Source organism: Mammaliicoccus sp. J-M41 (assembly GCF_022385935.1).
Lineage (GTDB): Bacteria > Bacillota > Bacilli > Staphylococcales > Staphylococcaceae > Mammaliicoccus > Mammaliicoccus sciuri_A.
The window spans coordinates 18542-31483 of sequence record NZ_JAJNIR010000028.1; the positions used below are offsets into that span (position 1 = coordinate 18542).

Sequence of the window (12942 nt, forward strand, 5' to 3'; positions counted from 1 at the left end):
GTGGGAATATTGCAGGTGGAAATAAAGGGGGTAGAAGTATATGTCAGGCGTTGTTAGGGACGGAATTCCGAGAAATGTCCGTAAGAGGTGCTGTTAGGGACATAATTCCGAGAAATGTCCGTAAGAGGCGTTGTTAGGGACATAATTCTGAGAAGTGTCTCTAAGTGAGCGAACTCTAATTACCAGAATTCGAAATAATGGAAGTTACTCGGACTGGGCTCCAACCTAACTCCAACCTAACTCGCGCATATGTCTAACATCATAGCGTCATGCGTTTATGACAATTTCTTTTGTTTTCACAAATGGATAACAACTTTGCTATAATATAAGAATATTCTGATAAAAGGTCGTGTCTTAATGAAAGCAAAGGGATTAAATAGAGGAGATGTGGTGGGTGTTGTAGCATTAGCGAGTCCGCCAAACCAAAAGCATTTAAAGAACGGGTTGAAACTTTTAGAAGAGAAATATGGTATTCGGTTTAAACTAGCGAAAAATATAGACCGCGTTCATGGTCATTTGGCGGGAACGGATGATGAACGATTAGATAGTTTGCATGACATGTTAGAAGATGATGAAGTGAAAGGTATTATATGTGCTTGCGGTGGTTATGGTACACCTAGAATTGTAGAGCGTATTGATTATAATCTTGTAAAAGCACATCCTAAAATTATATGGGGATACAGTGATATAACATGCTTACATAATGCTATTAGACAACAAACGGGATTGGTAACGTTTCAAGGTCCTATGATCGCATCTGATATAGGCGATACATATAATGAGATTTCTATTGGGAGCTTTGAGCAGTTATTTAATGGTGAAGCTGTGTCTTATCCTACAGATCAATTAACGTTTAAATCGTTGGTTGGTGGTCGCGTTGAAGGAGAAATTGTTGGTGGTTGTTTATCTTTACTTGTTTCAAGTTTAGGAACACCATATGAAATCGACACTAAGGGCAAAATTTTATTTATAGAAGATATTGGGGAAGTGCCTTATAAGGTAGATGGATTTTTACAACAACTCAAATCTGCTGGCAAGTTAGATGATGCTTCTGGATTTATTTTCGGGCCATTCACAGATAGCGAGCCTAAAAACCCAAAAAAATCTTTAACGATGAAAGAAGTGTTAGATGATTTTATAACGCCATTAAATAAACCGGCAGCATATGATTTGGATATCGGGCATTGCACACCACATTTTGCGATACCGTTTGGAACAGAAGCCACATTAGATGTGGACAAGAAAGTGTTAAATATAGCGTCAGGTGTAATTATAGAATAAAGGGGAAGTTATATGTTTATAACAGATATAAAATACTATAGATATGAAACACCTTTGAAGAAACCTTTTAAAACAGCACTGAGAACAGTAGAGGTTATTGAAAGTATATATGTATTTATTGAAACGAATTATGAAGATGTTATAGGTGTTGGTGAAGCAGTACCTACATATGTTATTACCGGTGATACAAAAGGTGGTATAGAAGCTGCGATTGAAGAGGTCTTTAAGCCATTATTAATTAACCGACCATTAACGAAAGACTTACTAGATGAAATTCATCAAGTCATAGTAGGTAATACAAGTGCTAAAGCTGCAATAGATATCGCACTTTATGACTTATTAGCACAAGAAGCAGAATTGCCTTTATATCAATATATCAATCATAACCCGGGAAATAAATCGTTAGAAACGTGTTATACCGTAAGTTTAAATGATGCTGACGAAATGGTAGAAGATGGTTTGCGATATGTAGAAGATGGCTTTAACCATTTGAAGATAAAAGTGGGTAAAGATGATGTCTCAACAGATTTAAATAGATTACAAGCATTACGATCTTCTTTACCAAGTGAGGTTATTTTAAGTGCGGATGCAAACCAAGCATGGGATGAAAAAGGTGCGCGTCATGCATTGAAACATTTTGATGAAGCAGATTTGAATATTGAGAGTATTGAACAACCTGTAGGGAGATATGAGTATAAGGTACTAGGTGCGCTATCTCAAGAATTCAAAATACCTTTAATGGTAGATGAAGGATTGTTTAGTATACATGATGCAGAGAGACTTGTAGAAGTTGGTGCGACAAATATATGGAATATTAAACTGATGAAGACTGGTGGTATTCATCAAGCTTTAAAAATACATGATATTGCTAAAGGTGAAGCGATACCTTGCATGGTTGGATGTATGATGGAAACACATGTGTCCGTTACGGCGGCTTTACATTTTAGTTTGGCAGCAGAACAAGTGAATCGTGTTGATTTTGATGCGCCTTTAATGGTAGTTGAGCGACAAGTTGAAGGCGGTATTACTTATGAAGGTGCTAAAGTAACCGTTTCAGAAGGTACAGGGTTAGGAATAGATCGTGAATCTTTATATAAGAAGGTGAGCTCATGATTAAATATTGCAGAGTAAATGTCGGAACAATATGGAGAAGCTTTGATAAAGCTAGAGAAATTGATAGAGACGGTATCATGTACCCAGCAGATATTCAACGTTGGTTACTTGAACTTAATTTAGAACAGAAATTATCTTTTACGGAAGATAGTAGAATAGATACGCAAATTCTTTATGGCGAAAAAGTAGAAGTCGTAGAAGAACAAGATGGCTGGAGTTACGTTATCTGTTTAGAGCAACCGTCTAAACAGAATCCAAAGGGATATCCAGGATTTATTCCGACGAGTCAATTAGGTGAGATGAAGGCGTACGATACACATCCGCGCCTTCGTGTTAATGTACCTAAGACGACATTGTTTAATTTAGATTTTACTACGAAACAAATTCTGTCATTTAATACGATTTTACCTATTATTAAGAAAGATGAGCCTTTTATTGAAGTTGATACACCTGAAGGCAAAGGGCTCATTAGTGCGAATGATGTAGAATTCAGTGATGAATCTGGTGCATTTGAAATTGGCACGATGGCAGGTGTCATTGAAAATGCGAAGCGCTTTTTAGACTTACCTTATTTATGGGGAGGGATGTCTAGTTATGGCTATGATTGTTCAGGATTATGTTTCCAAATGTACAAAAGTCAAAACTTCCACATCCCCAGAGATGCTGATGAACAATATGAAGCAATGACGGATATTTCGATAGCATCACATGACTTTTTGCCAGGTGATTTACTGTTCTTCAGTAAACCAGAAGATAAAGGCTTTTTATCACATGTTGGCATATACATGGGAGAAGACATGATGATCCATGCGCCGCATACACCGAAAAGTATCGAAATCATTAAGTTATCAGGTAGTTATTATCAAAAGATATTAGCTAAAGCTGCCCGATTATCAAATATCTAGTATAGATTGAATAATATATGACCCAAATTGGTGAGAGAAATCGATCGCCTTTTTGGGTTTATTTGTGTTGGATAAGAAACAATAATAATATAGCTCGCCTTCATGTTGGATAATACCTACATCATTGACAACGTTGTCGTACTCACCTGTCTTAGTGTAAAAATTAAGCGTATCTTCGTAAAAAGATCGATAGATTGAAACTTTATCGTTTAAATGTTGGTCATTCATGATGTTCATCATGTCTTGATGATGTTTATGTTCTGCAATAAAGCGTAGTATACGAATCATATCTTGAGAAGACGTTGTATTCTGTTTACCTTCACTTATAGCTACTGCATCCATCATATAACGATTTAACTGCGTTTGTTCACATTGCAATGTTTTCTGAATAAATAAGTTAATGTGTTGAAGTCCGAAATGATCGATTAATGTATTCGTTGCCGTATTGTCCGAAACAACGATCATTAAGTAGATTAAATCTTGAACGCTCAGTTGATCGATAGTCATATTTTTTAGAACGCCACTGCCGCCAACTTTATGATTGATTTGAACGAGTGCTTTTCTATCTTCTTGAGTCGTGCTTTCATAAATATAAATCATAATAGGCAATTTAATTAAACTTGCTGATTCAAATATTTTTTCGTGGTGATGGTTTGTGAAAATGATAGAATCTCCTTTTGCAAAATCGAGTGCAACGTTGTCATGATCGATATATTCATGTGTTAAAAAAGACATATGAAAAACCTCCTTTACACAATCATACTACATTATTTATATAATATTAATTGTAAGCCTTTACATACTTGTATATACAAGTTATAATTCAACTAAATAAAGTTAGGGGAGTGAGTTTAATGGCTGTGAATAGAGAAGATGTAAAGCAGATTATTGATGCTATTGGTGGGCAAGACAATGTAAATGCTGCAACCCACTGTGTGACACGGTTAAGACTTGTATTAAATGATGAAAGTAAAGTAAATAAAGATGCATTAGATCAAATAGATTTAGTGAAGGGGTCCTTCTCAGCAAACAACCAATTTCAAATTGTAATTGGACCGGGAACTGTTGATGAGGCTTATGAAATTTTCCAACAAGAAACAGGTGTTGAAGAAAGTTCGAAAGATGATGTGAAGAAAGCTTCTGAACAGAAGATGAATCCATTTCAACGTTTAATTAAATTATTGGGTGATGTATTCATTCCAATCTTACCTGCAATCGTAACAGCAGGTTTACTATTAGGTTTAAACAATGTATTAACAGCAGAAAATTTATTTGGCGCTAAGCCACTTGTTGAACAATATGCATGGCTTGCAGACTTTGCAAACATCATTAACGTTATCGCAAGTACCGCATTTATCTTCTTGCCAGCTTTAATTGGTTGGTCAGCTATGCGTGTATTTGGTGGTAGCCCAATTCTAGGTTTAGTATTAGGTCTAATCTTGTTACATCCGCAACTTGCTTCTCAGTATGATTTAGGTGGCGGTAAATCGAGTGAAATTCCTGTATGGCACATATTTGGTTTAGAAATTAAGCAATTAAACTATCAAGGTCAAGTATTACCGATATTATTTGCAACTTGGATATTATCTATTATTGAGAAATTCTTAGCTAAACGTGTACATGATTCTATTAAAATGCTTGTAGTAGGTCCTGTAGCGTTATTAATTACTGGATTTTTAGCATTTATCGTTATTGGTCCATTGGCGTTAGAGTTAGGTACGTTAATTACAAATGGTATTAAAGCAATTTTCGAAACTGCTGGCTGGTTAGGTGGCGCAGTGTATGGATTATTCTATGCACCTCTTGTTATTACAGGATTACACCATATGTTCTTAGCGGTAGATTTCCAACTCATGGGAAGTCCTTTAGGCGGCACGTATTTATGGCCAATTGTGGCAATATCTAATATTTGTCAAGGTTCAGCAGCGTTCGGCGCTTGGGTAGTATACAAACAACGTAAAATGGTTAAAGAACAAGGTTTAGCGGCTACATCTGGTATTTCAGCATTCTTAGGTGTAACTGAGCCAGCAATGTTCGGTGTCAACTTACCATTGAAATATCCGTTCTTTGCAGCAATTATTTCGTCTAGTTTACTAGGTGCGTTTATTGGTGCTAATAAAGTGTTAGGTAGCGTAGGTGTAGGCGGTGTACCTGCAATTATCTCTATTCAAAGAGAATATTGGGGTGTGTTCGGTATTGCGACATTGATTGCGGTAGTATTACCAGCTATACTAACGATTGTGCTTTCAAACTTTGCTAATGAAAAAGCTAAAGAAATGGTTCAAGAATAATATATATAAATAAAGGAGTATACCTATATGGCAGTTTCAGATTGGAAGAAGTCCGTTGTTTATCAAATTTATCCAAAGTCATTCAATGATACGACTGGAAATGGACAAGGTGATATACCAGGTATTATAGAAAAATTACCTTATTTACAAACGTTAGGTGTAGATTACATTTGGTTAACACCAATTTATCAATCACCAATGAACGATAATGGATACGATATTAGTGATTATTATCAAATTAATCCTGATTTTGGTACAAAGGAAGACGTCAAAACATTACTAGATGAAGCGCACAGTTTAGGTATTAAAGTGATGCTCGATATTGTGATCAATCACACTTCGACATCTCATAACTGGTTTGTAAAATCTCGCAAGTCTAAAGATAATCCGTATCGTGATTATTATATTTGGAAAGAAGGCACTAAAGAAGAGCCCCCAACTAACTGGGAGTCTAAGTTTGGTGGTAATGCTTGGACTTATGATGAACAAACCGAAAGTTATTATTTAAGATTATTTGATGTTTCTCAAGCTGATTTAAATTGGGAGAATGACAATTTAAAGGCTGAAATATATGAAATGATTAATTATTGGATTGATTTTGGCGTAGATGGTTTCAGATTTGATGTCATTAACTTAATTTCCAAAGGTGCTTTCGAAAATTCAACAGCAATCGGTAAAGAATTTTATACAGATGGACCAAAAGTCCATGAGTATTTACAAGAACTGAATAAACAAACATTTGGCAATAAAGACATTATGACGGTTGGAGAAATGTCATCAACAACGATTGATAATTGTATTAAATATACAAATCCAGAACGTAATGAGTTAAGTAGTGTGTTTAATTTTCATCATTTAAAAGTAGATTACAAAGATGGTGAAAAGTGGTCAGATATGAAATTTGATTTTCTTGAACTGAAACGTATCTTAATGGATTGGCAAGTGAATATCGCAAAAGGTAACGGATGGAATGCTATTTTCTGGTGTAACCATGATCAACCTAGAGTCGTAACGAGATTCGGTAAAGACGATACAGAAGTGGAAAGAGTTAAATCTGCTAAGATGCTAGCGATATCATTACACATGCTTCAAGGTACGCCGTATATTTATCAAGGTGAAGAAATTGGCATGACAGATCCAGGTTTCACGGATATTGATCAATATAAAGATGTCGAATCGCTTAATGCATACAAATTATTAAAAGAACGCGGTATGGATGAACAAATGATTATGAAAGTAATAGGTCAGAAATCTAGAGATAATTCTAGAACGCCTATTCAATGGAATGCGCATGCTGAGGCAGGCTTTACAACTGGAGAACCATGGATTGGTATCCCGGAAAATTATAAGCATATTAATGTTGAAGCGGCATTGGAAGATAAAGATTCTATTTTCTATACTTATCAAAAGTTAATACAATTACGTCATGAACACGATGTGATAACGTATGGAGAAGTTGAACCACTTCATATGGAGCATCCAGAGCTGTTCGTTTACAAGAGACATTTAAATAATGAAACTTGGTTAGTTGTTGCAAACTACTCTGATCAAATCGTTGATATCCCAGAAGATATCGATTTAGAGGGTGAAATCATGATTGCAAATAATGATTTAAATGGTAATGCTTTGCAACCATTCGATGCTTTTGTCGTAAAAGTAAGTGGTGACTAATTGATGTTGAAGGTATAGAGGTGAACGCATGAACAAGTATATGAAAATCTACCAATCTATTTGTGAAAAAATTTTAAATGGTGAATATGCTCATTTACAGCAACTACCTTCAGAAAATGAATTAACAAAGATATATTCAACTTCTAGAGAGACTGTAAGGAAAGCTTTAAATTTATTGCAAGAAAAAGGTTATATTCAAAAGTTAAGAGGCAAAGGGTCTGTCGTTATTTATGAAGATGTTATTCAATTTCCAATATCGGAAATGGTGAGTTTTCAAGAAATTAATAAACGTTTAGGACTTGATTATGAAACTAAAGTTGAATTACTTGAGGTTATAGATGCTAAAGATGTTCCTGTCGTTCAACATGCCCTTGAATTAAGAGACCAAGATAAGCTGTGGCATGTCATTAGAACGAGAACGAAAGATGACGCTGTGCATATTATGGATGAGGATTACTTTATATGTCAGGTTATTCCTCAACTCACCAAAGAACTCGCGGCTGAATCCATCTATAAATTTATTGAACAAGAAATGAATGTAGAAATCAGTTACTCGAACAAGTCTATTACATTTGAAGAGATGACGGAGAATGAAATATTATACTTTGGGAAGTTGAATCCGCCTTATACAGCAACAGTTAGAGGTACTGTGTATCTTAATAATGCAGAAAAATTTCAATATAATATTTCAAGACACATCGCGACGGAATTCAAGTTTGTAGATTTTTCTCGCAGAGTGATTCAAAAAACACTTTGATTGAAGTAGTTTTTTCTTGCCAAATCGTAACATTTTGTTGTAGTATATATATTGCCGTGCTAAGTGGGGAGGTAGCGGTTCCCTGTACTTGAAATCCGCTTATGCAAGACTGAATTCCTTTGCCGCGGACATATTATTGTGAGGTCTGCCCTCAGCACGTGGTGTCTGAAGACGTCGGTCCTATGCAATACAAACCCATGAATCATGTCAGGTCCGGAAGGAAGCAGCATTAAGTGGATCATTGTATGTGCCGTAGGGTAGCCGAAGTTTAGCTAACGACTGAGGTAACGCTTGTGATGTTTGTTCAAAGCAAAGGTGCACGGTTTTAAATTTTATAAACTTATCAAATTATATATAAATTCAAAAGGGTGACCGCGGTCACCCTTTTTCTAATATCAGGGGGATATTTTATACATGACGCAATTACTAATTGGAACGATTATAGAATCGGAATATGAATTAGCTAAGGAAGTCGTTAAAGCAGCATTCGAAAATGAACGTTATTCTGATGGAACAGAACACGAATTAATCGGTAAAATACGAAAATCAATGAATTATAATGCAGAACTTGAAGTTGTAGCGAAGACAGAATCAGGCAAAGTTCTGGGGCATGCCATGATGTCAGAAGTGACCGTTAGTTCTGATGAAGAAGCGCATACAGTATTAGCGCTTGCGCCAGTTTCGGTTTTGCCAGAGTATCAAAATAAAGGAATAGGGAAAGCTTTAATAGAAGCTTTAGAATATAGAGCTTATGAAAATGGCTATGTCGGTGTAGTCGTACTAGGTCATGCAGCTTATTATCATAAATTAGGTTATCATGCAGCTTCAGAGTTTAATATATACCCACCATTTGAAGTGCCAGATGAGAATTTCATGTTTAAATATTTATGGGATCATCCAACAAAAGAAATTAAAGGCACTGTTCACTACCCAGAAGCTTTTGATAATTAATAATAGGGTGTACCTATTGATTCATGATATAATATAGCCAATATCTTATTAAATTTTGGAGGTGCCACTTTGAACTACCAGGCTTTGTATCGAATGTATAGACCACAATCATTTGCAGATGTTGTCGGTCAAAAACATGTCACAAAAACATTAAGAAACGCCATCCAAAAAGAAAAGCAATCACATGCTTACTTGTTTAATGGCCCACGTGGAACTGGTAAGACAAGTATTGCTAAAATCTTCGCTAAAGCAATTAACTGTACAGAGAATACGAATGGGGAACCTTGTAATGAATGCGCGATTTGTAAAGGCATTACACAAGGAACAAATTCAGATGTCATTGAAATTGATGCTGCCAGTAATAACGGTGTAGATGAAATACGTAATATTAGAGATAAAGTAAAATATGCACCAAGTGAATCTAAATTTAAAGTCTATATTATAGATGAAGTGCATATGCTGACAACAGGTGCTTTCAATGCACTTTTAAAGACACTTGAAGAACCACCAAGTCATGCTATTTTTATACTCGCAACTACTGAACCTCACAAGATACCACCTACTATTATATCTAGATGTCAGAGATTTGATTTTAAAGCCATCCATTCTGGTGAAATAGAAAGTAGACTCGCGTTTGTCGCAGATGAGCAGAACATTACCTACGAAGAAGAAGCTTTGGCATTTATTGCTCAAGTTTCAGAAGGTGGTATGCGAGATGCATTAAGTATCATGGACCAAGCAATCGCTTTTGGAGATGGGCACTTATCACTCGAACATGCTTTGAATGTAACGGGTAGTGTCGATAAAGCGGCTTTAAATGCTTTGTTTAATGACATGGTGGCTAAAGATATTAAACAAGCTTTTACTAGGTATCATGAATTTATATCTGCTGGTAAAGAAGTGAATAGACTTGTAAATGATATGATTTATTTCATAAGAGATTCAATTGTCGCTAAGACTACTGAACAAGTTGAAGACGACCACGCACTGAATCAAGTAGACTTAAATACAATGTACAAAATGATTGATTGTATTAATGACACATTAGTTTCAATGAGATTTGCAATTAACCAAAATGTTCATATAGAAATACTAATCGTTAAGTTAACAGAATTAATTGATCAGAATAATAGTGGACAAACAGTATCTGTCAGTTCAAACCAAAACGCTGGCTCTAGTGAAGTGATGGATAAAATTCAACAACTTGAAGCGACGATTCAGCAACTAGCTCAAAACGGCGTCAGTCAAAAGACTAAACCAGTTGAAAATAAACAAAATATCTCTCGTAAACAATCTAAGCATGTCTTCTCTATTCGTCAAATCGAACGTGTGCTTGACCACGCTAATCGTGATGATTTGAATTTACTTAAAGAAAAATGGCAAGCTGTAATTGAATCGGTTAAAGAGAAAGAACAAAGAGCGCTAGTCAGTCTGCTCTTAAACTCTGAACCCGTTGCAGCAAGTGAAGATCATGTGCTCGTGAAATTTGACGAGGATATTCATTGTGAAATCGTGAATAAGAATGATGAAAAAAGAAATCATATCGAAGCGATTGTATGCGAAATCGTTAACAAGAATGTAAAAGTTGTTGGCGTACCAAATTCACAATGGTTACAAGTTCGTCAACAGTATATTCAATCTAAAAAAGCGAATACGGCTCAAGGTGAAGTTGAGCAAGAAGAAAAGCCGGAAGAAGCAGATGTTGTAAAAAAAGCTCAAGAGTTGTTTGGTGAAGATACCGTACATGTTACGGATGAGTAATACATGACATCGCCTCTAAAGGCATGTATAATAAATATGACAAAAATTAATAACCTTAAATGTATAAATTAGAAATTAGGAGGACGAAATTATGCGCGGTGGCGGAAATATGCAACAAATGATGAAACAAATGCAAAAAATGCAAAAGAAAATGGCTGAGGAACAAGAAAAGCTAAAAGAAGAAAGAATTGAAGGAACAGCTGGTGGCGGAATGGTTACAGTTGTTGTATCTGGTCATAAAGAAGTATTAGACGTTATCATTAAAGAAGATGTAGTAGACCCTGAAGATATTGAAATGCTACAAGATTTAGTATTAGCAGCAACAAATGACGCTTTATCTAAAGCAGATGATGTAACAGCAGATCGTTTAGGTAAACATACAAAAGGTCTAAACATTCCTGGAATGATGTAATGATGTTCTACCCAGAACCAATATCTAAACTCATCGATAGCTTTATGAAATTGCCGGGAATAGGTCCGAAGACTGCACAACGTTTAGCTTTCCACGTATTAGATATGAAGGAAGACGACGTTGTACTTTTTGCCAAATCTCTTGTAGATGTTAAGAGAGAACTGACTTATTGTGAAACTTGCGGACACATTACGGATGTTTCGCCTTGTCATATATGCCAAGATAAACAAAGAGACCGTTCAGTTGTGTGTGTTGTTCAAGATTCTAAAGATGTCATAGCTATGGAAAAAATGCGTGAATATAAAGGTTTATACCATGTATTACACGGTGCGATATCTCCAATGGAAGGTATTGGACCTGAAGATATTAATATTCCTTCATTATTAGAACGATTGAAGAATGATGAAATCGAAGAAATTATATTAGCGACTAATCCTAATATAGAAGGTGAATCAACAGCAATGTATATATCTAGACTCGTTAAACCGATTGGTATTAAGACAACTAGACTAGCACATGGTCTACCAGTAGGTGGGGATTTAGAATACGCTGATGAAGTAACACTTTCGAAAGCTATAACTGGAAGAACAGAAATTTAATAATTATAATTGAGGCTGGGACAATGAAGCATGTCTCAGCCTCGCTTTCATTCAACTAATAATATAGAAAGAAGTGTAACTATGATAAAAGACACAGCATTAATATTAGAAGGTGGCGGAATGAGAAGTATGTACACAGCAGGTGTGCTAGATTTCTTCATTAAGAAAGATTTGTATTTTAAATATAATATTGGCGTTTCTGCCGGCGCATCTATGGCTGCAAGTTATATATCTCGACAATTTAGACGCAATCATCGTGTCACAACTAAATACATTAAAGATAAGCGCTATATTTCGCTATCAAATTATGTAAAAAATAAAGAGATATTTGGTATGGACTTTGTGTATCATCATATACCAACTTACTTGGAACCTTTTGCCTTTGAAAAGTTTGATCAAGCAGAGGAAGAGTTTGTTGTTGTAACGACAGACTGTGACACAGGAGAAGCGGTTTATTTCAATAAGAAAGAAACAGAAGGTTCTTTATTGACTGCTCTAGAGGCAACAAGTTCTTTACCAATGATGGCCAACCCAGTTCAATATAAAGGTCATACTTTATTAGATGGTGGTATCGTCAATCCTATTCCAATTGATAAAGCAATTGAAGAAGGCTATAAGAAAAATGTTTTGATTTTGACAAGACCGAAAGGCTATCGCAAAAAACAAAGTAAATTTTCAAAAGTATTCAGATTGAAAGCATATCCTAAAATAAATCACTTAATGGCAATTAGATATAAACATTATAATCAGACTTTAGAATGGATAGAAGCGGAAGAAGAGAAAGGTAATTTGTTTGTTATCAGACCTTCTGATTCATTATCTGTTGATAGAATCGAGAAAAACCCTAGAAAATTAGATGCTTTATACAAACAAGGATATAAAGATGCTGAAAAAATATACGATAAATTAAAAGAATATGTTGAGAATTAAGCTTATTTGAGAGTATTGAGTGTTTTGGTGTAATTTTTATGCTTGAGTAAAGGGTATTTAGCGTGTATAGTTATATCTTGTGAGCGAGAGATAAATAAAACATCAAAACACTTTGAAAATTAATTTTAAAAAGTTGTTGACTTCGAATTAAGAAGTGTGTATAATAGTTTCTTGTGAGACAAAATGAACATTGAAAACTGAATGACAATATGTCAACGTTAATTCCAATAATTGAGTACTGAAAGTACTTCAGAGTGATTGGCTTAACCAA

12 protein-coding genes and 1 other RNA gene are annotated in these 12942 nt (G+C 35.2%); 12 read left to right on the forward strand and 1 reads right to left on the reverse strand.

The genetic code is table 11. The features are described 5' to 3' along the window. Positions 1 to 357: 357 nt before the first annotated feature. From LQ686_RS10415 to LQ686_RS10425, 3 genes are read left to right on the forward strand one after another with little or no spacing between them, the layout of a single operon-like run. Entirely contained in the window at positions 358 to 1281 is a 924-nt protein-coding gene (locus LQ686_RS10415) for a S66 peptidase family protein (RefSeq protein WP_107591058.1), read from the forward strand. A 12-nt stretch (positions 1282 to 1293) separates the two neighbouring features. Beyond that, entirely contained in the window at positions 1294 to 2394 is a 1101-nt protein-coding gene (locus LQ686_RS10420; protein ID WP_107565113.1) for a dipeptide epimerase, read from the forward strand. Next, positions 2391 to 3299, forward strand: coding sequence for a C40 family peptidase (locus LQ686_RS10425; RefSeq protein WP_103361483.1), 909 nt, complete (start codon positions 2391 to 2393; stop codon positions 3297 to 3299). The genes LQ686_RS10420 and LQ686_RS10425 overlap by 4 nt, the downstream gene beginning before the upstream one ends. On the opposite strand, the gene LQ686_RS10430 is transcribed toward LQ686_RS10425, so the two are convergent. Continuing rightward, the gene (locus tag LQ686_RS10430) at positions 3288 to 4034 is read right to left on the reverse strand and encodes a serine hydrolase (RefSeq protein WP_107572937.1); all 747 of its coding nucleotides are present in this window, start codon (positions 4032 to 4034) and stop codon (positions 3288 to 3290) included. The two genes, LQ686_RS10425 and LQ686_RS10430, sit on opposite strands and share 12 nt — an antisense overlap. Positions 4035 to 4153: 119 nt before the next feature. On the opposite strand from LQ686_RS10430, the gene treP reads away from it, so the two are divergent. From treP to LQ686_RS10475, 9 genes are all read left to right on the forward strand, one after another. Next, positions 4154 to 5590, forward strand: a complete 1437-nt coding sequence (gene treP, locus LQ686_RS10435; protein WP_025906102.1) for a PTS system trehalose-specific EIIBC component — start codon at positions 4154 to 4156, stop codon at positions 5588 to 5590. Positions 5591 to 5617: 27 nt separating this feature from the next. Further along, positions 5618 to 7261, forward strand: coding sequence for an alpha,alpha-phosphotrehalase (gene treC, locus LQ686_RS10440; RefSeq protein WP_107572938.1), 1644 nt, complete (start codon positions 5618 to 5620; stop codon positions 7259 to 7261). A gap of 28 nt (positions 7262 to 7289) precedes the next feature. Further along, on the forward strand, positions 7290 to 8018 hold the full coding sequence (treR, locus tag LQ686_RS10445) for a trehalose operon repressor (RefSeq protein ID WP_239733318.1): 729 nt from the start codon (positions 7290 to 7292) through the stop codon (positions 8016 to 8018). A gap of 54 nt (positions 8019 to 8072) precedes the next feature. Beyond that, positions 8073 to 8341, forward strand: an RNA gene (ffs, locus tag LQ686_RS10450) — signal recognition particle sRNA large type. A gap of 91 nt (positions 8342 to 8432) precedes the next feature. Then, the gene (locus tag LQ686_RS10455) at positions 8433 to 8969 is read left to right on the forward strand and encodes a GNAT family N-acetyltransferase (RefSeq protein WP_025906097.1); all 537 of its coding nucleotides are present in this window, start codon (positions 8433 to 8435) and stop codon (positions 8967 to 8969) included. A gap of 69 nt (positions 8970 to 9038) precedes the next feature. Continuing rightward, a complete protein-coding gene (dnaX, locus tag LQ686_RS10460; RefSeq protein WP_107572939.1) occupies positions 9039 to 10730 on the forward strand; it encodes a DNA polymerase III subunit gamma/tau in 1692 nt (563 codons plus the stop codon). A 91-nt stretch (positions 10731 to 10821) separates the two neighbouring features. Further along, positions 10822 to 11142 carry a YbaB/EbfC family nucleoid-associated protein gene (locus LQ686_RS10465; protein ID WP_025906093.1) on the forward strand — a complete coding sequence of 107 codons (321 nt, stop codon included), beginning with the start codon at positions 10822 to 10824 and terminating at the stop codon, positions 11140 to 11142. A gap of 2 nt (positions 11143 to 11144) precedes the next feature. Next, the gene (gene recR, locus LQ686_RS10470) at positions 11145 to 11741 is read left to right on the forward strand and encodes a recombination mediator RecR (RefSeq protein ID WP_025906091.1); all 597 of its coding nucleotides are present in this window, start codon (positions 11145 to 11147) and stop codon (positions 11739 to 11741) included. 81 nt (positions 11742 to 11822) lie between these two features. Beyond that, the gene (locus LQ686_RS10475) at positions 11823 to 12671 is read left to right on the forward strand and encodes a patatin-like phospholipase family protein (RefSeq protein WP_107591056.1); all 849 of its coding nucleotides are present in this window, start codon (positions 11823 to 11825) and stop codon (positions 12669 to 12671) included. The last annotated feature ends 271 nt before the right edge of the window (positions 12672 to 12942 follow it).